The organism is Pseudomonas sp. BIGb0558 (genome assembly GCF_024807515.1).
Taxonomy (GTDB): domain Bacteria; phylum Pseudomonadota; class Gammaproteobacteria; order Pseudomonadales; family Pseudomonadaceae; genus Aquipseudomonas; species Aquipseudomonas yamanorum_A.
The window spans coordinates 106,548-132,411 of record NZ_JANUEW010000016.1 but is presented as its reverse complement, the minus strand read 5'-3'; the positions used below and the strand labels follow the sequence as shown (position 1 = coordinate 132,411).

At 62.6% G+C, this 25,864-nt stretch carries 19 protein-coding genes; 13 read left to right on the top strand and 6 right to left on the bottom strand.

Annotation, left to right across the window (positions count from 1 at the left end; genetic code table 11):
• Window positions 1-161: 161 nt before the first annotated feature.
• Together M2400_RS19825 and rpiB are read right to left on the bottom strand one after the other, a co-directional pair.
• On the bottom strand, window positions 162-1,142 hold the full coding sequence (locus tag M2400_RS19825) for a sugar-binding transcriptional regulator (protein ID WP_017479041.1): 981 nt from the start codon (window positions 1,140-1,142) through the stop codon (window positions 162-164).
• 63 nt (window positions 1,143-1,205) lie between these two features.
• Complete coding sequence (gene rpiB, locus M2400_RS19820; RefSeq protein ID WP_010172018.1) at window positions 1,206-1,667, bottom strand: ribose 5-phosphate isomerase B; 462 nt, start codon at window positions 1,665-1,667, stop codon at window positions 1,206-1,208.
• Window positions 1,668-1,951: 284 nt separating this feature from the next.
• Here rpiB and M2400_RS19815 point away from each other — a divergent pair, with 284 nt between their 5' ends.
• From M2400_RS19815 to dhaL, 7 genes are all read left to right on the top strand, one after another.
• Entirely contained in the window at window positions 1,952-3,439 is a 1,488-nt protein-coding gene (locus M2400_RS19815; RefSeq protein ID WP_177042433.1) for a sugar ABC transporter ATP-binding protein, read from the top strand.
• Window positions 3,436-4,425, top strand: coding sequence for an ABC transporter permease (locus M2400_RS19810; RefSeq protein ID WP_010172022.1), 990 nt, complete (start codon window positions 3,436-3,438; stop codon window positions 4,423-4,425). Before M2400_RS19815 ends, M2400_RS19810 begins: the two co-directional genes overlap by 4 nt.
• Window positions 4,426-4,482: 57 nt before the next feature.
• A complete protein-coding gene (locus M2400_RS19805; protein ID WP_169388881.1) occupies window positions 4,483-5,490 on the top strand; it encodes a substrate-binding domain-containing protein in 1,008 nt (335 codons plus the stop codon).
• Between the two features lie 129 nt (window positions 5,491-5,619).
• Entirely contained in the window at window positions 5,620-6,375 is a 756-nt protein-coding gene (locus M2400_RS19800; protein WP_177077064.1) for an SDR family oxidoreductase, read from the top strand.
• Between the two features lie 28 nt (window positions 6,376-6,403).
• Window positions 6,404-7,519, top strand: a complete 1,116-nt coding sequence (locus M2400_RS19795) for an erythritol/L-threitol dehydrogenase (protein ID WP_008434653.1) — start codon at window positions 6,404-6,406, stop codon at window positions 7,517-7,519.
• 179 nt (window positions 7,520-7,698) lie between these two features.
• Complete coding sequence (locus tag M2400_RS19790; protein ID WP_177112827.1) at window positions 7,699-8,700, top strand: dihydroxyacetone kinase subunit DhaK; 1,002 nt, start codon at window positions 7,699-7,701, stop codon at window positions 8,698-8,700.
• Between the two features lie 3 nt (window positions 8,701-8,703).
• Window positions 8,704-9,348: a dihydroxyacetone kinase subunit DhaL gene (gene dhaL / locus M2400_RS19785; protein ID WP_259201377.1), complete on the top strand. Its 645-nt coding sequence runs from the start codon at window positions 8,704-8,706 to the stop codon at window positions 9,346-9,348.
• Window positions 9,349-9,450: 102 nt separating this feature from the next.
• Here dhaL and M2400_RS19780 read toward each other — a convergent pair whose 3' ends face one another.
• Window positions 9,451-10,329 (bottom strand): LysR family transcriptional regulator, encoded by an 879-nt coding sequence (locus tag M2400_RS19780; protein WP_259197741.1) that lies wholly within the window; start codon window positions 10,327-10,329, stop codon window positions 9,451-9,453.
• Between the two features lie 150 nt (window positions 10,330-10,479).
• Between M2400_RS19780 and M2400_RS19775 the strand changes: the two genes are divergently transcribed.
• Window positions 10,480-12,009, top strand: coding sequence for an MFS transporter (locus M2400_RS19775; RefSeq protein ID WP_259197740.1), 1,530 nt, complete (start codon window positions 10,480-10,482; stop codon window positions 12,007-12,009).
• Window positions 12,010-12,145: 136 nt separating this feature from the next.
• Here M2400_RS19775 and sohB read toward each other — a convergent pair whose 3' ends face one another.
• Entirely contained in the window at window positions 12,146-13,171 is a 1,026-nt protein-coding gene (gene sohB, locus M2400_RS19770; RefSeq protein WP_177042440.1) for a protease SohB, read from the bottom strand.
• Window positions 13,172-13,384: 213 nt separating this feature from the next.
• Here sohB and M2400_RS19765 point away from each other — a divergent pair, with 213 nt between their 5' ends.
• The 4 genes from M2400_RS19765 to M2400_RS19750 all read left to right on the top strand — a co-directional run bounded on the left by M2400_RS19765 (window position 13,385) and on the right by M2400_RS19750 (window position 21,118).
• A complete protein-coding gene (locus M2400_RS19765; RefSeq protein ID WP_259197739.1) occupies window positions 13,385-15,076 on the top strand; it encodes a ShlB/FhaC/HecB family hemolysin secretion/activation protein in 1,692 nt (563 codons plus the stop codon).
• A gap of 108 nt (window positions 15,077-15,184) precedes the next feature.
• Entirely contained in the window at window positions 15,185-19,897 is a 4,713-nt protein-coding gene (locus M2400_RS19760; protein WP_259197738.1) for a hemagglutinin repeat-containing protein, read from the top strand.
• Window positions 19,898-20,036: 139 nt separating this feature from the next.
• Entirely contained in the window at window positions 20,037-20,747 is a 711-nt protein-coding gene (locus M2400_RS19755; RefSeq protein ID WP_177077052.1) for a histidine phosphatase family protein, read from the top strand.
• A 56-nt stretch (window positions 20,748-20,803) separates the two neighbouring features.
• Entirely contained in the window at window positions 20,804-21,118 is a 315-nt protein-coding gene (locus tag M2400_RS19750; RefSeq protein WP_177042443.1) for an SCP2 sterol-binding domain-containing protein, read from the top strand.
• A gap of 149 nt (window positions 21,119-21,267) precedes the next feature.
• Here M2400_RS19750 and M2400_RS19745 read toward each other — a convergent pair whose 3' ends face one another.
• Window positions 21,268-23,904, bottom strand: coding sequence for an MGH1-like glycoside hydrolase domain-containing protein (locus tag M2400_RS19745; RefSeq protein WP_177077047.1), 2,637 nt, complete (start codon window positions 23,902-23,904; stop codon window positions 21,268-21,270).
• Window positions 23,905-24,099: 195 nt separating this feature from the next.
• Between M2400_RS19745 and M2400_RS19740 the strand changes: the two genes are divergently transcribed.
• Window positions 24,100-25,467, top strand: coding sequence for a VOC family protein (locus tag M2400_RS19740; RefSeq protein ID WP_259197737.1), 1,368 nt, complete (start codon window positions 24,100-24,102; stop codon window positions 25,465-25,467).
• A 124-nt stretch (window positions 25,468-25,591) separates the two neighbouring features.
• Here M2400_RS19740 and M2400_RS19735 read toward each other — a convergent pair whose 3' ends face one another.
• Complete coding sequence (locus M2400_RS19735) at window positions 25,592-25,831, bottom strand: DUF465 domain-containing protein (RefSeq protein ID WP_177042446.1); 240 nt, start codon at window positions 25,829-25,831, stop codon at window positions 25,592-25,594.
• Window positions 25,832-25,864 lie beyond the last annotated feature (33 nt).

Sequence of the window (25,864 nt, the reverse complement as noted above, 5' to 3'; positions counted from 1 at the left end):
CACACCGAGCCTAGGCGAGGTGCCGAGTGGTGGGGCAAGAGCGTTTTGCTTACTTTTGCGCTGTTCAAAAGTGAGCCGCTGTAAGAGCGGAACCAATAGACGCCGTTACCTAAATAACGGATATGCCCCACCAACACAAAAACACTGATCTATCCTGCATGTCAGCTTTTACGCGTCGCATCATCCAACGCCAAAATCGTATGAGCATTGGTCACCGTAGTCGCCAAGGTATTGATCACCCCCGACCGCAACGCCCCCAGCGTCGCCGCCGCCTTGGTATTCTCACTGGCAATCGCCACCACATCCGGAATCCGGAACAACTCCTGAACCGTCAACCCGATCACCCGCCCCTGGATGGCGTTGACCGCAGGCTGCCCGTGAATGTCGATAAAGTCATACCCCATCATGTCCCCCACCGTGCCGGACAACCGCGCCTGGGCGATTTCCTGCGGTGAAAACCAGCCCATGCGCACCATGTTGCTGTTTTCACTCATGTCGCCAATACCAATCAACGCCATGTCGGCACGGCGAGCACGGTCAAGGGTCGAGCGCACGGTATCGTTGCTGATCAACACACCGCGCAACTCCGGATTAGCCACCAGCGCCGGCGCATACAGGCTTTCACTCTCGCCACCAAACCGCAGGGCCAGGCGCCGGCAGATATGGTCGGGATTCATATATTCGCCAGCCTTGAGCGAACCACCAATGGCACACACAAACGTGCAGTTGCGAGTCACCGGCAGGAACACGTTATCCGCCACCGCGCCGACGTTACGGCCCATGCCAACCGCGACAATCATCCCGTCGCTGAGGGTTTTGTTCAGGTAGTTGGCCACCAGGCTCGCAACCGCCGAACGCTGGGTGTCGGGGTCGCTGTGGTCGACCGCGATCAAGGCGCGGTCCAGCTGGAAGCGATCCACCAACGCCTGTTCCAGTTCGTTGTTCATCGCCGGGTGCTGCAACACCCGCACTTCGACAATCCCTTCATCCCGTGCGCGTTTGAGCAGGCGGCTGACTTTTGCACGGGACAGGTCGAAGCGCTTGGCGATGGCTTCCTGAGTGACGTTCTCAAGGTAATAGAGCATCGCCACTTCGGTCATCAGGTCGATGTCGCTGGCGATGCGCTGGGTACTGTCACTCATGGGCACGGGCTTCCGTTTCGGTGTCAAAGGCGCATTCTCCCGACTCTTGCCCCGTTCCGTCCACTACTGATGCCCGTCACGCTCGATCGCGTTGATGCGGTCGACCTTGGCCCCGGAACGCGCGGCTTCGAACTCCGACTCCAGGAACGACTTGACGATGCTCTTGGCCAGTTCCGCGCCGATCACCCGTGCACCAATGGACAGGATCTGCGCATCGTTGCTCTTGCGCGCCCGCTCCGCCGAATAGGTGTCGTGAGCCTGGGCCGCACGAATCCCCAGGACTTTGTTGGCCGAGATGGCCATGCCGATGCCGGTGCCGCACACCAACACGCCCAGCCGCTGTTGGCCGGCATTGATCGCCGTGGCCACCGCCAGGGCGATGTCCGGGTACAGCACCGGCGCCGTGGAGTGGGTGCCGAAGTCGGTCACCGGGTAACCCAGCGCCTCGATATGGCGCTTCAACAGTTCTTTGAGCTCATAACCCGCTTCATCGCATCCGATAGCCACCGGGAAAGGTGTGTTCATGGCGTTTGGCTCCGCTGCCGTTTTGGGTGCTGGGGAATGATCATATGATCACTCAATGAAATTTCGCTCAGTCATTTCTCGGATATTCCAGGCGCCCTGTCAAGCAGGATTTAGCTGACCTCACAGTCAAAGCCCTCTAAACCGGCACACTTTGCGCAAATCCGTCCATTTACAACTTTTCAGTGAAAGAGATTGACTGATCAGAATTTCATTTGATACACATATGCTCACAGCGAAACATGACTGTGCGACCTAATAAGAATTCACAGCACGAGGACACGCCGATGGCCACGCCATTACTGCTCCAGGCTGAACACGTCGCCAAGGCTTACGCCGGGATCCCTGCCCTGCGTGAGGGGCGCCTCTCTCTGCGGGCCGGCAGCGTCCACGCCCTGTGCGGCGGCAATGGCGCAGGCAAATCGACTTTCCTGAGCATCCTGATGGGCATCACCCAGCGTGATGCCGGGACCATCCTGCTCAACGGCACACCGGTTCAGTTCAACCGCCCCAGCGAAGCACTGGCGGCGGGGATCGCGATGATCACCCAGGAACTTGAACCGATTCCCTACATGACCGTCGCCGAAAACATCTGGCTGGGCCGCGAACCGCGCCGCGCCGGCTGCATCGTCGACAGCAAGGAATTGAACCGGCGCACTCGCCAATTGCTGGAAAGCCTGGAATTCGACGTCGACGCCACCAGCCCCATGCATCGCCTGAGCGTGGCGCAGATCCAGTTGGTGGAGATCGCCAAGGCGTTCAGCCACGACTGCCAGGTAATGATCATGGACGAGCCCACCTCGGCCATCGGCGAACGCGAGGCCGAAACCCTGTTCAAGGCGATCCGCCGCCTCACCGCACGTGGCGCCGGCATCGTCTACGTGTCGCACCGCCTCAGTGAGCTGGCACAGATTGCCGACGACTACAGCATCTTCCGCGACGGCGCCTTTGTGGAGACCGGGCGCATGGCCGATATCGACCGCGCCCACCTGGTGCGCGGCATCGTCGGCCAGGAACTGACCCGCATCGATCACAAGGTGGGCCGTGAATGCGCCGCCGAATGCTGCCTGGATGTGGACAGCCTGAGCCGTGCCGGCGAGTTCCAGGACATCAGCCTGCAACTGCGCCAGGGCGAGATCCTCGGTATCTATGGCTTGATGGGTTCGGGCCGCAGCGAATTCCTCAACTGCATATACGGCCTCACCACGCCAGACTCCGGCAGCGTGACCCTGCAAGGCAAGCCGATGCCCATCGGCCTGCCCAAGGCGACGATCCAGGCCGGCATGTCGCTGGTCACCGAAGACCGCAAGGACAGCGGCCTGGTGCTCAGCGGCAGCATCCTCTCGAACATCGCGCTGTCGGCGTACAAGCAGCTGTCGAGCTGGTCGCTGATCAATGCGCGCAAGGAAAACCAGCTGGCCCAGGACATGGTCAAGCGCCTGCAGATCAAGACCACCTCCCTGGACCTGCCGGTGGAGTCCATGAGCGGCGGCAACCAACAGAAGGTGGTGCTCGCCAAATGCCTGTCGACCCAGCCGATCTGCCTGCTGTGCGATGAACCCACCCGGGGCATCGATGAGGGGGCCAAGCAGGAGATCTATCACCTGCTGGACCAGTTCGTGCGCGCCGGTGGCGCGGCGATTGTGGTGTCGTCCGAAGCCCCTGAATTGCTCCACCTGAGTGACCGTATTGCCGTGTTCAAAGGCGGAAGGCTGGTGACCATCAGCAGCGATACCGCCCTTTCCCAGGAAGCCTTGTTGAGTCTTGCCTCATGAATGCCAAATCACTTTCTACACCTGCAGCCGCCCCCATCACCACCGCACCGCGCAGCCGCCTGCGCCTGTCCCTCGACCGCTTCGGCCTGCCGCTGGTGTTTATCCTGCTGTGCCTGGTGATGGCCTTCGCCAGCGAATACTTCATGACCTGGCGCAACTGGATGGACATCCTGCGCCAGACCTCGATCAACGGGATCCTCGCCGTGGGCATGACCTACGTGATCCTGACCAAGGGCATCGACCTGTCGGTGGGCTCGATCCTGGCATTCGCCGGGCTGTGCAGCGCCATGGTCGCAACCCAGGGCTATGGCGTGCTGGCAGCGGTCAGCGCCGGGATGTTCGCCGGGGCGATGCTCGGGGTGGTGAACGGCTTTATGGTCGCCAACCTGTCGATCCCGCCGTTCGTGGCGACCCTCGGCATGTTGAGCATTGCCCGGGGCATGACCTTCATCCTCAACGACGGCAGCCCGATCACTGATCTACCGGACGCTTACCTGGCGCTGGGCATCGGCAAGATCGGCCCGATTGGCGTGCCGATTGTGATCTTTGCGGTAGTCGCGCTGATCTTCTGGATGGTGCTGCGCTACACCACTTACGGCCGTTACGTGTACGCGGTGGGCGGCAACGAGAAGAGTGCGCGCACCTCCGGGATCGGCGTGCGCAAGGTGATGTTTTCGGTGTACGTGGTCTCGGGGTTGCTCGCCGGGTTGGCCGGTGTGGTGCTCTCGGCACGCACCACTTCCGCCCTGCCCCAGGCCGGCACTTCGTATGAGCTGGACGCGATTGCCGCCGTGGTGATCGGCGGCACCAGCCTGTCGGGCGGCACCGGCACGATTGTCGGCACGCTGTTTGGCGCGCTGCTGATCGGCGTGATCAACAACGGCCTGAACCTGCTCGGCGTGTCCTCCTATTACCAGCAGGTCGCCAAGGGCCTGATCATCGTGTTCGCAGTACTGATTGATGTGTGGCGCAAGAAAAAACGCTAGTCGCTTTTCCTCGAAAACCGAACTGAACGACCTACAACAATAAGCGGAGTTCTCATCATGAAAGTTGGTATTTCCCTGGCCGCCGTCGCGGCACTCTCCCTGCTCGCCAGCAGCATTGCCCTGGCTGCCGATGGCAAGACCTACAAGATCGGCGCGGCGGTGTACGGGCTCAAGGGCCAGTTCATGCAGAACTGGGTGCGTGAGCTGAAGGAACACCCGGCCGTCAAGGACGGCACCGTGCAGTTGACCGTATTCGACGGCAACTACGACGCACTGACCCAGAACAACCAGATTGAAAACATGGTGACCCAGCACTACGACGCGATCCTGTTCGTGCCGATCGACACCAAGGCCGGCGTCGGCACCGTCAAGGCTGCCATGAGCAACGACGTGGTGGTGATCGCCTCCAACACCAAGGTGGCTGACGCCAACGTGCCTTATGTGGGCAACGATGACGTGGAAGGCGGCCGCCTCCAGGCCCAGGCCATGGTCGACAAGCTCAAGGGTAAAGGCAACGTAGTGATCATCCAGGGTCCGATTGGCCAGTCGGCACAGATCGACCGCGAAAAAGGCGAGATGGAAGTGCTGGGCAAGCACCCGGACATCAAGATCATCGAGAAGAAAACCGCCAACTGGGACCGCGCCCAGGCCCTGGCCCTGACGGAAGACTGGCTGAACGCCCACCCCAAGGGCATCAACGGGGTGATCGCGCAGAACGACGACATGGCCCTTGGCGCGGTGCAGGCATTGAAGTCCCATGGGCTGACATCCAAGGATGTGCCGGTGACCTCCATCGACGGCATGCCGGATGCGATCCAGGCCGCGAAGAAAGATGAAGTGACCACCTTCCTGCAGGATGCCCAGGCGCAGTCCCAGGGCGCGCTGGATGTGGCATTGCGGGCTTTGGCGGGCAAGGATTACAAGCCGCAGTCGGTGATCTGGGAACGCTATGGCAAGGACGTGAAATGGGGTGACGGCACGGCCAAGAACTACATCCTGCCGTGGGTGCCGGTGACCAATGCGAATGCGGATGCGCTGTATCAGCAGGTCAGCGGTAGCAAGTGACCGCGCGCTCCCTGTAGGAGCCCGGCTTGCCGGCGATGGCGATCTCAAGATCAACACCTGCCTCAAGGCCGCCATCGCCGGCAAGCCGGCTCCTACAGTGGTTTTCTTTGTCAAAATGGAGTCATGTTCATGTCTGGATTCTGGAATCAAGCCTTCGACCTCACCGGCCGCTGCGCCGTGATCACCGGCGGGGCCGCCGGGATCGGTCTGGCTTGTGCCAGCCTGCTGGTGGAGCGCGGTGCGCGGGTGGCCCTGCTGGATCGCGACCCGGCCGTGGCCGACGTCGCCGCCAGCCTCGGTGCCGGGAACATCGGCATCGCCGTGGACCTGCGCCAACTCGACCAGGTGCAGAGCACCGTCGACTACGTATTCGATCACTTCAAGCGCCTCGATTACCTGGTCAACAGCGCCGGCGTCGCCCTGCTGGACAAGGCCCTGGACGTCAGCGAAAACGCCTGGGACACCACCCTCGACATCAACCTCAAGGCCAGCTTCTTCGTGGCCCAGGCCTGCGCCAGGCACATGCTTGCCCAGGGCAGCGGGCGCATCGTCAACCTGGCTTCCCAGGCGGCTGTGATCGGCCTGGACCGTCACGTCGCCTACTGCGCCAGCAAGGCCGCCGTGGTCGGCATGACCAAGGTGCTCGCGATGGAATGGGCGCCCCACATCAACGTCAACGCCATCTCCCCGACCATCGTTGAAACCGCCCTGGGTAAAAAGGCCTGGGCCGGCGAGCTGGGGGAACGGGCCAAATTGCAGATCCCGGCGGGCCGCTTTGCCCAGCCGGAAGAAATCGCCGGGCTGGCGTTGTACCTGCTCAGCGACGCCGCCCAGATGATCACCGGAGAAAACGTGGTGATCGACGGCGGCTACAGCATCCAGTAATTGATCTTTTGTCGTGAGGTTTATCGTCATGTCTACCGTTACCGAACGCACCGCCGAACAACTGTCGCCCGTGATTCCGAAAACCATGCAGGCCGTGGTCTGCCACGGCCCCGAAGACTATCGCCTGGAGACCGTCGACGTGCCGACGCCCGGCCCCGACGAGATCCTGACCAAGGTCGAGCTGTGCGGCATCTGCATGGGCGACATCAAGACCTACCGCGGCGCGCCGTCGTTCTGGGGCGACGCCGAGCAGCCGCGCTATGTGAAACCGCCGATGATTCCCGGGCATGAATTTGTCTGCCGCGTGGTTGCCCTCGGCCCGGGCGCGGAAAAGCGCGGGGTGAAGGTCGGCGACCGGGTGATTTCCGAACAGATCGTGCCATGCTGGGGCTGCCGTTTCTGCAACCACGGCCAGTACTGGATGTGCCAGAAGCACGACCTGTACGGCTTCCAGAACAACGTCCAGGGCGCCATGGCCCAGTACATGATTTTCACCAAGGAAGGCATCATCCACAAAGTGCCGGACTCGATTGCCCCCGACGAAGCGATTCTGATCGAACCCCTGGCCTGTTCGCTGCACGCGGCGGAACGGGCGAATGTGGATTTCGACGACATCGTGGTGGTGGCCGGCGCCGGCACCCTGGGCCTGGGGATCATCGGCGCGGTGCGCATGCGCAACCCGAAAAAACTCATCGTGCTCGACATGAAACCCGAACGCGCCGCCCTCGCCCTGCGCATGGGCGCGGACGAAGTGTGGAACCCGGCCGAAGTCGACGTGATGGCGAAGATTCGCGAGATCACCGATGGCTACGGCTGCGACATCTACATCGAGGCCACCGGGCACCACAAGGCGGTGAACCAGGGCCTGGCGATGCTGCGCAAGCTGGGGCGCTTCGTGGAGTTCAGCGTGTTCAACGACGAGGCCACGGTGGACTGGTCGATCATCGGCGACCGCAAGGAACTGGACGTACTGGGTTCGCACCTGGGCCCGTACATGTACCCCCGCGCCATCGACTTCATCGGCAACCGCAAGATCGACATGCGCGACGTGGTGACGCACAAGTTTGCCCTGGCGGACTTCAAGGAAGCGTTTGCGGTGATGGAACGCGGGGACAAGTCGCTTAAAGTGGTCCTGGAACCCTGATTTGCTTAATAACACAGAACCCTGTGGGAGCCGGGCTTTGGCTTTTTGTGGGAGCTGGCTTGCCTGCGATGCAGACGCCTCGGTCTATCAGTGACACCGAGCCGATGCAATCGCAGGCAAGCCAGCTCCCACACAAGCCCGGCTCCCACACCCAGAACAAGAACATAGGAAACCGCGTTATGAATCGAGTGATAAACGATCCGGATCAGGTGGTCGAGGACATGCTGCGGGGCATTCTGGTCGCGCACCCCGAGCTGCGCCAGTACGAAACCAATCCGCGGGTGATCGGCAAGGCCAAGCCGTCGCCACAGGGCCGGGTGGGCATCGTGACCGGCGGCGGTTCCGGGCATGAGCCGGCCTTCCTCGGCTATGTCGGCCCGGGCCTGGTGGACGCCGTGGCCGTCGGCGAGATTTTCTCCTCGCCCACCGCCAAAAGCTTCTTCGACGCCTTCCGCGCCGCCGACCACGGGGCTGGCGTGGCGTGCCTGTACGGCAACTATGCCGGCGACAACATGAACGTGAAGCTGGCAATGAAGATGGCCGCCAGCAAGGACATGCGTATCCGCACCGTGGTCGCCAACGACGACGTGGCCTCCGCGCCCAAGGCCGACATCGCCAAGCGCCGTGGCGTGGCCGGTGAGATTTTCATGTGGAAGGTCGGCGGTGCCGCCGCTGCCCAGCATTACGATCTGGACGGAGTGATTCGTGTGGCCCAGAAGGCGGTCGACAACTGCCGCTCCATCGGCATCGGCCTTACGCCCTGCACCATTGCGGCGGTGGGCAAGCCGAACTTCCAGATCCCCGACGGCCAGATGGAATTGGGCATCGGCCACCACGGCGAGCCGGGCATTGAAGTGATCCCTATCGAGTCGGCCGAAGCCATGGCCGCGCGCATGCTCGCGCCGATCCTCGCCGACCGCGACTTCAGCCAGGACGACAGCGTGGTGGTGCTGGTCTCGGGCCTGGGCGCGACGCCGGTGATGGAGCTTTACATTTTCTACGCCGAGGTTGAACGTCAGTTGCAGGCCAGGGGCTTGAAGATTCACCGCTGCTACGTGGGCAACTACTTCACCTCCCTGGAAATGATGGGCGTGACCCTGACCTTGCTGGGCCTGGACGCCGAGCTGAAAACCCTGATCGACCAACCCTGCCGTTCCATCGGCATGACCCAGGCGGACTGAACCATGAACCAGCATTTCTCCACCCACGACGGCAGCGCCATCGTCGCCGACCTGGTGAGCGTGATCGTTGCCAACCGCGAGTACCTGAGCGAAGTCGACGGCGCCATTGGCGATGGCGACCACGGCATCAACATGGCCAAGGGGTTCGCCCATTGCGGGCGCACCATTGAAGGCCGCCAGTTGACCCTGGCCGAAGCACTGGACGAGTTGACGCTGAGCCTGATGGAAGGCATCGGCGGTTCCATGGGGCCGTTGTATGGCAGCCTGTTTATCGGCATGGCGGATGAGGTGCGGGGCAGCGAGGAGATTGACGCGGCGACCTTTGCGCATTTGCTGCGGGGCGGGCTGACGTCGTTGCAGGACATCACCGAGGCTGGTGTGGGCGACAAGTGTTTGATGGACACGTTGATTCCGGCGGTGGAGGCGTTTGAACAGGCCCATGCATCCGGGGCGTCGTTCAGTGAGGCGCTGGAGGCGATGAAAAGTGCTGCTTCGCGGGGGCGCGACTCCACCAAGGATCTGGTGGCAAAAATCGGCCGCGCCAGCCGCTTGGGCGAGCGCTCGCTGGGCGTGCTGGATGCCGGGGCCGTGTCGTGCTGCCTGATTCTGACGCGGCTGGCGGATTCGGTTCAACCCCGACTGATCTAACCCAACCATTACCACCTCCGTAGCAGCTGTCGAGCCTTGGCGAGGCTGCGTAGCGGTACATCAGACACACCGCCACGCAGCCTCGCCAAGGCTCGACAGCTGCTACGGGAGGTTTGGAGTTTGTTTGACCTGCTCGATGTACCGCGCCACCGCCGGCGCCTTTTCAAAGCGCCGGTAAATCAACGACAGCCACGACGACGCCTCACTGCCTTCAATCCTGCGATACACCACGTTCGGCAACCCCACATGCCCCACCACCGACTCCGGCACCACCGCCACGCCCTGCCCCAGCGACACCAGCGCAATCACCGCCACCAAACCACCCGGCTGCGGCCCTAACCGAGGCGCATAACCGCCCTGCGCCGCCACATGCAGCGTGCCGCTGATCTGCTCGGGCAAGATAAAGGTCTCGTTCTGCAGATGCTCACAACCGATCGCCTTTAACCCCAGCAGCCACGAATCCTGAGGCAACGCCAGCACAAACCCCTCACTGCTCAAGCGCACCGCGTCGACGCCATCGGGCAAGGTCATCGGCGAACGGATGTAACCAATATCAAAACGCCCCTCCGCCACCAACCCCGGCAACGCGGCCATGGGACTTTCCCGCACGTTCAGGCTCACATCCGGGCAATCCTTGCAGAACGCCTGCACCTGGCGCTGCAACAGCCCCGAATACACCGCCGACGCCACATACCCCAACTCGATATGACCGATCTCGCCACGCCCGGCGCGCTGGGCATTGCGTTGGGCAAACTCGAACTGGCGCACCGTGGCTTCGGCCTCGATCAGCAACGCGGCACCCGCCTCGGTCAGGCTGACTTCGCGCTGGCGGCGGATGAACAGGCGGGTGCCGAGGGTGTTTTCCATGTCCTGGATCTGCCGGCTCAGGGTCGGTGGCGCGATGCCCAACTGCTCGGCGGCGCGGGTGAAATTGCGTTGCCGGGCAACGGCCAGGAAGTAGCGGAAATGCCGTATTTCCATCACAGGATTAGCTCAAAGGTAATGAAGTGCTCCGCCGCACCTAATAAAAGCACGCAACGCCGGAGATAAACTGGCAGCAGGCCCACCTTAGAGAGCATTTGCGATGTACGTCAAATTCCGTTTCAGGATTGCCCAGCAGGTAATTCGACCATGAGCAACGTCAGCCCACGCCTCACGCTGCTGACCGCCTCCGGGGTCTGCTCGCTGATTGTGCTCGACACCAATATCGTCGCCGTCACCCTGCCGAGCATCGCCCGGGACCTGGGGGCGAACTTTGCCGACATCGAATGGGTGGTCAGCGCCTACATGCTGGCTTTCGCCGCCCTGTTATTGCCGGCAGGGAGCATTGCCGACCGCTTTGGCCGCAAGAAAAGCCTGATCTGGGGCCTGAGCATTTTCATCCTCGCCTCCCTCGGCTGCGGTGCGGCGCCGACTGCGTTGTTCCTGGATATCGCCCGGGCCGTCAAAGGTGTTGGGGCAGCCTTGTTGCTGACTTCTGCACTGGCCTCCATCGGCCACACCTTTCATGACGAAGTGGAGCGTGCCAAGGCCTGGGCGCTCTGGGGCGCGTGCATGGGCGTGGCGATGACCGCCGCGCCGACCCTCGGCGGCTTGATCACCCAGTACCTGGGCTGGCGCTGGATTTTCTACCTCAACTTGCCCATCGGCCTGGTTTTGATGGCGCTGTCGGTGCATGCCATCCCGCATTCACGTGACAGCCAATCGGCGCGGCTGGACCCTTGGGGCAGTCTCGCTTTCAGCGCCAGCCTGCTGTGTTTGATCTGGGGCCTGATCGAAGCCAACCGCATCGGCTGGGACAACCCGCTGACTTACGCCCGGTTGCTGGGCGGCATCGCCTTGCTGGGCTTGTTTGTACTCGCCGAACGCCTGCAACAGCGGCCCATGGTGGACCTGCAGCTGTTCAGGCACCCACGATTCATCGGTGCGCTGTTGGGGATGTTCGCCTACGCCGGCTGCGCCCAGGTGATGATGACGCTGCTGCCGTTCTACCTGCAGAACGGCCTGGGTTTCTCTGCGATAGCGTCCGGATTGGGCATGCTGCCTTTTGCCTTGACCATGCTGGTGTGCCCGAGGATTGGCGCACGCCTGGCCGGTCGCTTTGCGCCGGCGACAATGATGGCCACAGGGCTCACGCTGGTGGGTTGCGGCAACCTGCTCAGTGCCTGGGCGGTGAATGTCGGCGGCTACCTGCCCTTCGCCCTGGCGATCGCCGTCACCGGGGCCGGCGCCGGATTGCTCAACGGCGACACCCAGAAAAACATCATGGCCTGTGTGCCACGGGACCGTGCCGGAATGGCGTCGGGCATGAGTACCACCATGCGCTTCAGCGCGATCATGTTGGCGATCGGGGTGTACGGGGCATTGTTGAGCAGCCACAGCGAACAGTTGCTGCACACCAGCCTGGGCACGCAGTGGCAAGAACAAGTGTCGGGGATTGCGTCACGGGTGGTAGCAGGTGATATGCCGGCGGCCATGGCGCTGCTGCCTGAATCGGCGCGGGTGATGGTGCAGCCACTGGCGCGGCAGGCATTTGTCGGCGGGTTCAGCGTGGTGTTGTGGGTGGCCGGATTGTTGGGATTGCTGGGGGCGTTGGTGGTGGGATCGTTGATGCGCCATCCCATACCGGCGGTGCCGCAGGCTTCACTACCAACTCGGTGAGTTGACCACCACAAACCCATGTGGGAGCGGGCTTGCCCGCGAATGCGGAGTGTCAGTCAATACCTGTGTGACTGATCCACCGCATTCGCGAGCAAGCCCGCTCCCACATTTTGATCTTCGCCAGTCAGTTGATCTGTTACCAGAAACGCTGCTGGGTCAGGCGACTCCACCAGGTCAGCAGCACCCGGTCTACCGAACCGCTGGCTGCCAGGCCTACCCGCTCCTGCAGGCTTTTACGCTCGGCATAATGCAGGTGAAACACCTCGGCGGTCTTGGCCTTGGAGGCCAGGTATTCGTCGCTGGTTTGCAGCTGGTCTACCAGTTGCTTGTCCAGCGCCGCGACGCCGAGCCAGACTTCGCCGGTGGCCACATCGTCAATGGCCAACTGCGGGCGGTAGCGCGACACGAAGTTCTTGAACAGTTGATGGGTGATGTCCAGGTCTTCCTGGAACTTCTCCCGGCCCTTCTCGGTGTTTTCGCCAAACACGGTCAGGGTGCGCTTGTATTCACCGGCGGTCAGCACTTCGAAGTCGATGTCGTGCTTCTTCAGCAGGCGGTTGACGTTGGGCAGCTGCGCCACCACGCCAATCGAGCCCAGGATGGCAAACGGCGCGCTGATGATCTTCTCGCCGATGCACGCCATCATGTAGCCGCCGCTGGCCGCAACCTTGTCGATGCATACCGTCAACGGCACGCCGGCCTCGCGGATACGCGCCAGTTGCGACGACGCCAGGCCATAGCTGTGGACCATGCCGCCGCCGCTTTCGAGGCGCAGCACCACTTCGTCCTTGGGCGTGGCCAGGCTCAGCAGCGCGGTGATTTCATGGCGCAGGCTTTCAGTGGCCGAGGCTTTGATATCGCCGTCGAAATCCAGCACGAACACCCGTGGCTTGGCCTCGGGTTTCTTCTTGCTGTTCTTCTTTTCAGCCTTGCTTTCAGACTTGCGCAAGGCCTTGAGCTGGTCCTTGTCGAGCAAGGTCTGCTCCAGGCGCTCCCGCAGGCCCTTGTAGAAATCATTGAGCTTGCTGACCTGCAACTGGCCGGCAGATTTGCGACGCCCTTTGCTGCGCAGCGCGGCAAAACTGGCGAGCACCACCAGAATGGCGACCACCAGGGTGACGGTTTTAGCTAGAAAACTTGCGTACTCGGCAAGAAACTCCATAAGGCACCTGTGAGGCTTGAAAGGCGCAGTCTACGGGGATTGTCGTCGTGATGTCTAACACTGTCGAACGCAACAATTTCCTACAAAAATAACCAATTTTTCCTACTTGCGTAGCTCAATTCCCACAACATTTTCAGACCTGACGACCAGCATTTACGGGAAAAAACCGACTTAAACTCCGCGTTTATCGACCCTTCCGTAGAAGCAACGCTCATGCATAGCAGGCATCCCGACATTCCACGCCCCGTGTCCACTTCCTGGATGCTGGCAGCCCTGGCGATTGTGCTGATTGCCCCAGCGCCAGCCCTGGCCGCCGACCCACGCGCCCAGGAGCTTGAGCGGCGTACGCGGGAACAACTGGAACTGGAGCAACGCTTGCGCCTGCTGGAGCGTTCCGGCCCATCGTCCCCCAAGGCTGCGCCCGCACCACCAGCGTCGCCGCCCGACGAGTCCTGCTGGCAGGTCCGGGGGCTCAGGCTGGCCGGCAACACCTTGATCAGCCAAGGGCAGATCAACACACGACTTCAGCCCCTGATGAGCGACTGCATGGGCGTCACCCGACTCAACCAACTGCTGGCGGCCCTCACCGCGCTGTATGTGGACGCCGGCTACATCGCCAGTCGGCCTTACCTGGCGCAACGGCCACAGGACGGGCAAAGCCTGGAGATCCGCATTGAGGAAGGCTTTGTGGAAAGCATCGAACTGGCGGCCCCGGAGCTGGCCATCTCGCTGCGCGGCGCCTTCCCCGGCATGCTCGGCAAGCCGCTGCAACTGCGCGAGCTGGAACAGGGCCTTGACCAACTCAACCGCCTGCGATCCCTGGACCTGACCGCCGACGTGGCCCCCGGCAGCCTGCCCGGCGGCTCGCGCTTGCTGATTCGCCCACGCACCAGCGCCGCGCCGATCGGCGCCGTGGTGAGCTACAACAACCGTGGCACCGACTACATCGGACCCAATAACGGCGCGCTGACCCTGACCTACGACAGCCCCTCGGGGTTAAACGACTTTATCGCCCTCGCCGCCAGTACCACCCTGGACCAGACGTCCGCCTACAGCCGCAGCCAAAGCCTGTACTACAACATTCCCTACGGTTTCTGGACCCTGGCCTTGAGCGCCAGCCACTCGCAATACCGCTATCCGGTCCAGTTGCCCAGCCAGGCCGTCCGCGCCAACGGCCAGACGAGTCAATACAGCCTCAGCCTCAACCGCCTGCTCTGGCGCGACCAGGGCACGCTGCTCAACGGCATGCTGCGCCTGAGTTCAAAGCGCACGCAGAGTTACTTCGCCGAACAATACCTGGCCATCCAAAGTCCGAGCCTGACGGTGGCCGAGGCCAGCCTCAACCTGGTGAAGATCACCGACGGCCTCTGGAATACCAGCGTGAGCTACGCCCAGGGCCTGGACTGGCTGGGAGCCGACCGCGACGAGCAACGGCTGTCGCCCGCGCTGCCCCGCGCGCAGTTTCGCAAGTATCGAGCCGACATCAGCTACTGGCGCCAGGGCCGCGATGCGCAATGGAACTGGAACAGCCAACTGGCCTTGCAGTACAGCCCCGACCCGCTGCCGAGCCTGGAACAGATGCTGCTGACCGACGACTACGCGGTGCGCGGCTTTCGTCAGGACCTGGTACAGGCAGCCAATGGCGCGGTGTGGCGCAACACCCTGAGCCTGCCCCAGCACCTCGGCGCGCAATGGGCCCTCAGCCCGCGCCTGGGGCTGGACATGGGCTGGAGCCGGCTGGTGGCGGGCGCCGAAAGCCAGCGGCTGGCCGGGGCCAATATCGGTGTCGGCCTGAGTTCACGCGACTGGCAGCTGGACCTGGACTACCAGCGCCGGCTCTTCGGCCCGGCCCCTTCGAGCCGGGAGCCCGGCTTCTGGCGCCTGGAATTGAGCCTGCGAATGTGAATCCACAACACGGGTGTTCCGGACCAACACCCGAGGAGCTTCACCGTGCTCGCAAGGAGCATAAGGACAGTGCACGCAACCCGATAACAACAATCACAAGGTTTCGTCATGAAAAGAACTGCGCACCTCCCCCCTTCCGCCCTCAAACCCTGCCAGACCTTGCGCTGGATGGTAGGCAGCCTGGTATTTGTCCACTACCTGCAGCCCGCCATCGCCGCCGACGGAGCAATCGTCATGATGACCATGCAGGCTGCGCCGAGCCTGGTCCCGGCGCCCGGCGGCGCCACGGTGTCCTCCAACCAAGGCGTGCCGGTGATCAACATCGTGGCCCCCAATTCGGCGGGCCTTTCCCATAACCAGTTCCTGAACTATGACGTCGAACGCCAAGGCCTGGTGCTGAACAACTCCACGCTGGCCGGGCAGTCGCAACTGGCCGGGCAACTGGGCGCCAACCCGCAGTTCAATGGCCGCGACGCCAGCCTGATTCTCAACGAAGTGATCAGCCGCAACAGCTCAAGCATCAATGGCCCGCAGGAGATCTTCGGCCGCGCCGCCGACTATGTGCTGGCCAACCCCAACGGCATCAACGTCAACGGCGCCAGCTTCATCAACACCCCGCGCGCCGCGTTTGTGGTGGGTAGCCCTGAGTTTGAAAACGGGCGCCTTGCACGGCTTTCGACCCTCGACGCCAGCGCCGGGCTGACGGTCGGCGATCTGGGGCTGAGCAATATGGGCGGCGCCATCGCGCTGATCGCCCCCCGCATCGACACCACCGGCAGCGCAGACGCGCGGGGCGACCTGGAGGTGATCATGGGCCTGAATCAGATGGCGTACGAAGACTTGCGGATCGAGCAGACCCGCCAGCCCGGCAGGCCGACGGTCGATGCGCAATTGTTCGGCGCGATGCAGGCCGGGCGGATCAATATCATCAGCACCGCCGACGGGGTTGGGGTCAAGGTCGCAGCACCGCTGCTCGCCGCCGGTGACCTGAAAGTCGCCTCCGCCGGCAACCTGGAGATGACCGGCAGCACGTTCACCAACTCGCTCGTCGCCAACCGCAACGTACTGAACAGCGACAACGGCGATGTGCAGTTGCACGCCAAGGACGACCTGGTGCTCAAGGCTACCGACGTCAATGGCCGCAACATCGATGCCAGCGCCGGGGGTGACGTGCGCCTTGACGCGCTGACCAGCTCGCGCACGACCGAAAAGCAGGAAGACTGGAGCAAGAAAGTCCTGTTCATCACCACCGAAACCTACGACAAAAAAAACACCGAGACCCGCCTCCAGCAACAGGGTAGCCATCTCAAGGCCAGCGGCAACCTGACTCTCAAGGCCGGTCAAGACATCGACCTCAAGGCCTCCACCGCGAGTGCCGACGGCACCTTGCAGGCCAAGGCCGGCAAGGACCTGCGCCTGACCGCGCTGAACGACGCCACGCAAACCCGCGAAACCGTCAAACACCGCAAAAACCTCTGGCGCGGCGACTACGACACCACCGAAACAATCGAAACCGCTCGCAGCAGCGCCCTCGTCAGCGGCGCCATGACCCTGGCCAGCGGCGAGAACCTGCACGTGCTCGGCAGCCAGGTGCAAAGCCAGGGCGACTTGACGGTCGACGCCGGCGGCGCAGTCGAAATCGGCACCACCCGCGTGATCCAGGAACGCCTGGAAAAAAACTACCAAGGCGACCTGCTCTCCGGGACGTTTTTCGGGCAGAACGCCCAGGACGATCAAAGCCAGGACCTGGTGGTCGGCAGCCAGGTCGACAGCAACGGCACCCTGAGGATCAGCTCCGAAAACGTGCTCATCAGTGGCAGCCAGGTACTGGGCCGCGAGGATGCCCTGCTGATCAGCCAAAGTGGGGCCCTGAGCATCGACGGCGCGCAAAGCCTGATCAGCTCGGACAAATCCGCCACCGACAGCAAACTGTTCGGCCTGCTCAAGGACCAGACCCGCGAGCGCAAGAACACCACCACTCAGGTGCGCAGCCAGGTGCAATCCCAAAGCAATCTGCGCCTGCAAAGCGCCAGTGACGTGAATGTGATCGGCTCCGACGTGGCGGCACAAGGTCGGCTGGAACTGGAGGCTGCTGCCAACATCAACGTGCTGGCGGGGAAAAACACCGAACAAACCATCACGCAAACGGACCGGCACGGGTTCACCGCCTCGGCTGGCGAAACCAAGGAAGCGGCCCCGGGCATCAAGGGGTCGGAGCAATACCAGGCCGGCGTCAACTACAACCAGCAGGAAACCACCACCACCGTGGACGCACTCACCCACGAAGGCAGCCAGCTCAGTGGCGCCAGTGTGGATATCAACGCCGGCAACAATCTGCTGGTCAAGGCTTCCGACGTGACGGCCACCGAGGGTGACTTGAACCTCACGGGCCAATCCATCGAGTTGCTCAGCGAGGCGGATAAAAGCCTGCTGGTCGTCGAGGAAGACAGCCTCAGCCTGGGCCAGTTCTATACCGGGGGCATGGACCGCGCAGGTGGCGGCTGGCAGGTCGACAAGGACAAGGAAGTGACAACCACGGACACCTCCAAGGTTCAATCGAGCCATTTGAACGGGGCAGGAAATATCAATGTGATTGCCAGCGATGGCCAAGGCCGGATCATCACCGAAGCCGTCAAGGTGAAGGCCGAGGGTGAGCTGAATATCAGTGCGGGAATCCTGGACAATCGCGCGGTGTACGACAGCGTTGTCGAGACCCGGGAGGTCGATCACTGGAGCCTCAGCGCCGGTGCCAATATCGAATACAAGGACGTGACCCGGCCGATCAAGAAAGTGGTCGACGGAATCGACCAGACCAAGGTCTACCAGCCGTCGGTACTGGATGCGCTGGACCCGCCCAACGCCGGGCTCGACCTGGCCGTCAGCGTACGGGACACCAGCGCAGAGTCCGGGTCCGCCACAGCGGTGGTGAGTGAGTTCGAAGGCGGCTCGGTCAACGTGCAGGTCGACGGCGCGCTGACCGACACCGGCACCCGTTATACGGCCACCGACGGCACCCTTTCCATTACCGCCGGGAGCCACGATTTCGCGGCCGCCGAAGACACCACCTTCGCCCGGGACAAGGGCACCGATGTGGATACCTCGTTACGGACCTATACCACCACCGGCAGCGACATCAACGCGCGTATCCTCGGTGCGGGCGGCCGCTTCGACCTGCGACAGGCCACCGGCACCGCAGTACCCGGCAGCCTGGAAGGCAAATACGGCATCCAGGTGCAACTGGGTACTGACGGTCGCTATGAAGGCACCCGGTTTGACGCCGGAAAAGGTGACCTGAAGATCCGCACGTCCGGCTCCCTGAGTTTTACCGAAGCCCGCGACTGGCAAACCAGCAATGAAACCACCCTGGGCGGGTTTGGCTGGGTAGAAGCCGGCACCAGCCCCGACACCCTGAAAAAAGCCAATGCCGGCGGCCAGCTCGACAAGGCCTGGCTGGACGTCGAAGACACCCAGGGCCGCGGCGCGAGCCTGTTCGCCGAAGGCCTGACCCAGATCGTCGCCGGGCAGGACCTGACGCTGCAGGGCACGCAAATCGACAGCAACGGCGATGTGCGGCTCAAGGCCGGTGGCAACGCTGACTTCCTCGCCGGCGTCGACACCTACTCGGCCCGCGGCGGCAACCTGGGCGGCGGCGGGCGTGTAAGCGTCAAAGCCACCCAAAGCGACACCGCCAGCGGCGGCAATGGTGCATTCGGCCTCCAGGGCAGCGTGGGCAGCATCGATGAGCGCAGCACCCTGCAACGCGGCGGCAGCGTCGACAGCCGCGGTACGGTGCAAATCGAGGGCCGCAACGTGCAGCTGCAAGGGGTGCAAGGCAACGCCCAGGCGTTCGAGCTGGCCGCCACCGACGGCAATCTGATCCTGGAGTCCGCCGTTTCCGACGAGCAGCGCAATAACAAAGCTCTGTCCGCCGGGCTGGGTGCCAGCCTCGCCCGTAGCTCGGACTCGTCCAACAATGGCTCGGGCCTGTTCGCGCGGGTGAAAGGCGGCATCGACCAACTCGACAGCCAGACCCACGACAACACGCGCCTGCGGGCCGACCGGGTACAACTCGACAGCCGTGGCGACACGCGCTTGCTGGGCGCCACCGTCACGGCCGGCGAGGTCAGTGGCCGGATCGGCGGTGACCTGCGGGTGGAAAGCCGGCAAGACCAGGTTCGGGGGTTGACGGTGAATGTGGATGCACAATTGACCACCGAAAAAAATCCGTCCGGCGGCATCGATAAGGCCAGCGTTGCTGTCGGCCCGTTCGGTGGCAGCGTGAAAGACAAAAGCAAAAAACTCTACGAAAAGGCCGGCGACAAAACCCAGGCGCTCAAGGATAAATTGCTGGCCAGAAGTACTGGCAGCCCGGGCACCTCCCGTGACCGCTTCAAGGACCTGCTGTTCCAGAACCTTGAAAACCGCGATGTCACCCCGACCTTGCTGGCGGACTTCAGCCGTACCCGCAACAACACCGTGGCCGAGGCCTCCGGCATCCAGGGTCGTGACGGCGTGAATCTGCAGGTGGCGGGCGCTGTCGACTTGCTCGGCGCGCGGATCGGCGCCAGCAACGGCGCCGTGGACCTGGGCGGCGCGGCGGTTACCGGCAAGGACTTGAGTGGCCGCGACCAACGTACGGACCTGGGCCTCAATGCCTCCTCGTCCCCGTTGCTGCTGGGCCTTGCACTGCGCGATGCGTTCACCGAAGCCCGCGACCCGCAAAGCCTGGCCGATGAGCAGTTCAATACCGGCCTGCTGCGCGCCGGCGGACACGACCAGAGCCAGTTGCTGACCAGCGGGGTTGATCAAAAAGGCCGCTGACAACGGCGCACGAGCAAGGCCGCCCCGGCGCCGGGGCGGCCTTCCAACGAGCTTTTAAAACAAGCGTATGTTTTTTCATTGACAGCTTCCCGGCATCCTCATAACCTCGCCAGACTTTCAACGTACCGGGAAAACGGACGTGGGCAGCATCTACCTGATTCGACATGGCCAGGCCTCCTTCGGTGCAGACGACTACGACGTGCTGTCGCCCATCGGCGTGCAACAGGCGCAAGTGCTGGGCAGCCACCTGGCGGAACTGGGCCTGAGCTTCGACCGTTGCGTGTCCGGCGACCTGCGTCGCCAGCAGCACACGGCCACCGCCGCCTTCGAACAGTACAGCGCCCTTGGCCTGCCGGTACCGCCGCTGGAAATCGACAGCGCGTTCAACGAATTCGATGCCGAGGCAATCATTCGCGCCCTGCTCCCGGACTTGCTGCACAGCGAACCCGAAGCCCTGCACATCCTGCGCAACGCCGCGCAAAACCGTGGCGAGTTCCAGCGCATCTTTTCCTTGATTGTCGAACGCTGGCTGGCCGGCACCTACGACCCGCCGGGCCTGGAAAGCTGGCTGGGGTTTGTCGAACGGGTCCAGGGCGGCCTGCAACGCCTGCTCGAAACCGCCGATAACAGTCACAAGATCGCCGTGTTCACCTCCGGCGGCACCATCACTGCCCTGCTCCATCTGATTACCCGGATGCCTGCCGCGCAGGCCTTCGAACTGAACTGGCAAATTGTTAACACCTCGCTCAACCAGCTGAAATTCCGTGGTCGCGAGGTGGCACTGGCTTCCTTCAACAGTCATACCCACTTGCAACTGTTGAAGGCGCCGCAGCTCATCACCTTCCGATGAATTGCGGCCAACCGTGACCCCAAGGTCACTGGACTCACCATAAAAGGATCGAAACCATGACTGACGTAGCTAAAGCCGTAGAAGCAATGAAAGCCAAATTCAACCCAGCCGCTGCCGACGGCCTGGACCTGGTGTTCGGTTTCCGTATCGACGACACCAAGAACTTCTCGCTGGTGGTGAAAAACAACACCTGCGAACTGCTGGAAGGCGAAAACCCTGACGCCCAGGTCACCCTGGTGATGGACGCCAAAACCATGGAAGGCATCGTCGACGGTTCCACCGATGGCATGCAGGCATTCATGGGCGGCAAACTGCGCACTGAAGGCGACATGATGCTGGCGATGAAATTGAGCGAGCTGTTCCCGGCCTGATCAGGGTAACCCTGGCCAGACCAGGTGAGTTTGTGTGGGAGCCGGGCTTGCCCGCGATAGCATCACCTCGGTGCAACTGATTCACCGAGGTGCCTGCATCGCAGGCAAGCCAGCTCCCACATAAGCCCCACATTTTGATCGTGTTGTTTTCAGGTTTTTGGCTGCAACAACAGCGCCACCAACGCACTCCACCCCGTCTGGTGCGACGCCCCCAACCCACGCCCGGTCTCACCATGAAAGTACTCATGGAACAACACCAGGTCGCGACTCGCCGGGTCGGCCTCCAACTGCGCGTACCCCACCATCGACGGCCTTGAACCGTTTTCATCTCGCAGAAACAAGCGGGTAAGGCGCTGGCTGAGACCATCCGCAACCTCCTCCAACGACGCCAGGTACCCACTCCCCGCCGGGTACTCCACCGAGAAATTGTCGGCGTAGTAGCGATGAAATTCCCGCAGCGACTCAATCAGCATGTAATTGACCGGCATCCACAACGGCCCGCGCCAATTGGAGTTGCCGCCGTACAGTCGTGAGTCAGACTCCGCCGGCTCATAGCGGGCACACAGGGTGTTGCCATTCATCTTCAGCGCCAGCGGTTCCTCGGCAAAGGCCTTGGATAGCGAGCGCACGCCAAACGTGGAGAGAAACTCGGACTCATCCAGCATGCGCCGCAACAAGTCCTTGGTCCGCTCGCCCCGCAACAGCGCCAGCAACAGGCGATTGCCCTGCCCCGGCTCGTTCCAGCGCGACACCAGCTTGGCAAGGTCCGGCCGGTGTTTCATAAAGCCCAACAGACGCTCGCGCAGCCCCTCCAGGCCTTCATGCTCGCGCTGCTCCAGCACCAGCACCGCAAACAGCGGCATCAGCCCGACGATGGAGCGCAGCCGCACCGGCTCACTTTCACCCCCGGGCCGGTGCAGCACGTCGTAGAAAAACTGGTCCTGCTCATCCCACAGACCTTCTTCGCCGTTGTCCACGCGGTTAATCGCGCCGGCGATGTACAGGAAGTGCTCGAAGAACTTCACCGCAATGTCCACGTACACCACGTTACGCTTGGCCAACTCCAGGCCAATGCGCATCAGGTCCAGGGCATACGCGGCCACCCACGCCGTACCGTCCGCCTGGTCCAGCTGGTAACCCGGCGGCAGATCGGCCGAGCGGTCGAACAGCGCGATGTTATCCAGCCCCAGGAACCCGCCCTGGAACAGGTTGCGGCCCTCGGCGTCCTTGCGGTTGACCCACCAGGAAAAATTCAGCAGCAGCTTGTGGAAGATCCGTTCGAGGAAATCCATGTCGCCCACGCCGTTCAGCGCTTTGTCCTGCTGGTACACCCGCCAACTGGCCCAGGCATGCACCGGCGGGTTCGCGTCGTCGAAACGCCACTCGTAGGCCGGCAACTGGCCGTTGGGGTGCATGAAGCGGTCCTTCACCAACAACAGCAGTTGCTGCTTGGCAAAACCCGGATCGATCAGGGCAAAGGCCACTGCCTGGAACCCCTGGTCCCACGAGGCGTACCACGGGTATTCCCAGGTGTCGGGCATTGAAAGAATGTCGAAATTCGACAGGTGCCGCCAATGGGTATTGCGAATATGCAGGCGCTCGGGCGGCGGCGCGGGCTGGGCCGGGTCGCCGTCGAGCCATTGGTTGACGTCGAAGTAATACAGCTGCTTGGACCACAGCAACCCGGCCAGGGCCTGGCGCTGCACATTGCGCGCGTCCTCATCGGCGATGCCCTGTTGCAGGGCCGCATAGAAGTCATCGGCTTCCTGGCGGCGCGCCTCGAACAGCTTGCGCGCGTTGATCCAGGGCGCGTCCGCCGGGGCGAAGCGCAGGTACAGGGTTTTGCTTTGCAGGCCCGCCAACTCCAGGATGAAACGCGCGGCGACCTTGGTCCCCGAATCCCGGCGGATCGCGGTGGGCGCGCCGGTGGTGACGTAGTCGTTGATCCCGTCCTTGAACGGCCCGGGCCCAGGCAGCCCGTCCAGCCTGGGGTAGTTGGTTTCGTTCTCGCAGAACAGCCACTCCACCCCGTCCTGGCCCCACGCACTCAGATGACGATCAGACAATTCATGATGCCGCGCCAGCACCTGCTCACCCTCCAGGCGCAACTCGGGCTTGGGCGCATCCGCGGTCCAGCTCCAATCGTTGCGCGCCCACAGGTGGGGCAACACCTGCAAGCGCGTGGGCTGGTCGGATCGGTTATGCACGGTGATGCGCATGAACACGTCATCGGGCTGGTGCTTGGCGTATTCGACGGTGACATCGCAATAGCGGTTGTCTTCGAACACCCCGGTATCGAGGATTTCGTATTCAGCGTCACCCAGGCCACGCCGGGCGTTCTCGGTAATCAGGTCGTCGTAGGGAAAGGCCGCGTGGGGGTATTTGTAGAGCATGCGCATGTAGGCATGGCTCGGCACGCCATCGACGAAAAAGTACAGTTCCTTGACGTCTTCGCCGTGGTTGCCCTCGGCGTTGTTCAGGCCGAACAGGCGCTCCTTGATGATTGCGTCGTGCTCGTTCCACAGCGCCAGGCCCAGGCACCAGCGCTGGGCCTTGTCGCTGAAGCCCGCCAGGCCATCTTCGCCCCAGCGGTAGGCGCGGCTGCGGGCATGTTCGTGGGGGAAGTAGCGCCAGGCGTCGCCGTCGGCACTGTAGTCTTCGCGCACCGTGCCCCATTGCCGCTCGCTCAGGTAGGGGCCCCAGTCACGCCAGCGCTCGGCGTCGTCCCTGGCCAGGCGCTGGCCTTCAATCGTTTCCAGAATGTTCGTCGCAGGCTGTGCCGTCATCGAGTCTTCCGTCGCGTTCCGAGGTGACGGCCAGTGTAGAGCCCTTCGGCGATGAGATGCACGTGAAGCTGACTACATGCAGCTCATTCATTTGCAGAATGAAGTCCAGAGGAATCTTCGTTTGCAAGGCGCCAGCAGGCCCAACAAAATCAGGCAACCGTGCTTTTTACCTCTGTAGCCGCCAGGAATTTTTCTATGCCCACCGTCCGCCCTGTCAGCCCTGACGAGATTCGCAAAGGCTTCTCCAAGGCCATGTCCGACATGTACCGCGATGAAGTGCCGCTGTATGGCGCACTGATGGAACTGGTGGCCGAAACCAACGCCCGCGTACTGGAAACCGACCCCGGGCTGGCGCACCAACTGCAGCGCACCGGGGAAATCCAGCGCCTGGACATGGAGCGCCACGGCGCCATCCGCCTGGGCACCGCCGAAGAGTTGGCGACCATCAGCCGCCTGTTTGCGGTGATGGGCATGCAGCCGGTGGGCTATTACGACCTCACGCCGGCCGGGGTTCCGGTGCATTCCACGGCCTTTCGTGCCGTGCATGAAAGCGCGCTGCAAGCCAGCCCGTTCCGGGTGTTCACCTCCCTGCTGCGCCTGGAACTGATCGAAAACCCTGAACTGCGAGCCTTCGCCCAGTCGGCCCTGGCCAAGCGTTCGATCTTCACCCCGCGCGCCCTTGAGCTGATCCAGCAGGCGCAAGCCGATGGCGGCCTCGACGCGGCCCATGCCGAAGAGTTTATCCAGCAGGCCCTGGAAACCTTCCGCTGGCACCACACCGCCACCGTCACCGCCGCGCAATACCAGCAACTGAGCGACCAGCACCGGTTGATCGCCGACGTCGTGGCGTTCAAGGGCCCGCACATCAACCACCTGACGCCGCGCACCCTGGACATCGACCAGGTGCAGGCCGCGATGCCCGGCAAAGGCATCACCCCCAAGGCCGTGATCGAAGGCCCGCCCCGCCGCCAGTGCCCGATCCTGCTGCGCCAGACCAGTTTCAAGGCCCTCGACGAGGCCATCGCCTTTACCGACGCTCAGGGCAGCCACAGCGCGCGCTTCGGCGAAATAGAACAACGCGGCGTGGCGCTCACTCCCAAGGGGCGGGCGCTGTATGACCAACTGCTGAATGCCGCGCGGGATGAACTGGGGGCGTTTCCAAATGAAGCCAACGCCGGGCGCTACACCGAACTGATGGAGCAGCACTTCCAGGCGTTCCCCGATAATTACCGGCAGATGCGTGAACAGAAACTGGCGTACTTCCGCTATTTCGTGACCGAGAAAGGTTTGGCCGCCCAGCACAAGGCCGCGACGCTGGACGAGCTGATCGCCGCCGGCCACGTGGACGTGGAGCCGTTGGTGTATGAAGATTTTCTGCCGGTGAGTGCGGCGGGGATTTTCCAGTCGAACCTGGGGGATGCCGCGCAGAGTCACTACGCCGCCAACGCCAACCAGGCCGAGTTCGAAAAGGCCCTGGGCCGATCGACGATCGATGAGTTGAAGTTGTACGGGGAAACCCAGCAGCGCTCGATTGACGAATGCACCCGCGCGCTGCTGGCTTGAAAAGAGAGTTCGCCCGGCCACAGCGCATTCCATGCGCCGTCTAAGAGCCCCAGTGCCGGGCGAACGGTTGGCATGATAGGCAGCGCCAAGGTCGCTGTCTTTCAGACAATTCTGAACAAATCTTCTACCTGGCCGCCGCTTTCTCCAGTTGCTCGACGATCTTGTCCTTGATCAACAGGCGTTTCTTCTTCAGCTTTTCCAACTCATCGTCGCTGCCACTGGAGGACTCAAGCTCCAGTACCTCCTTGTCGGCACTGTCGTATTGGTGCAGCAGCGAATCCAGGTAGTTGTCGCCCGCCCTGCGCTGTTGAATGTCTTCCTTGGTGAAAGTCAGGTCCTGATACAGGTCGTGTTTCACTGGCATGGAGTACCTCCGCAAGTTGATCAATGACTGAGT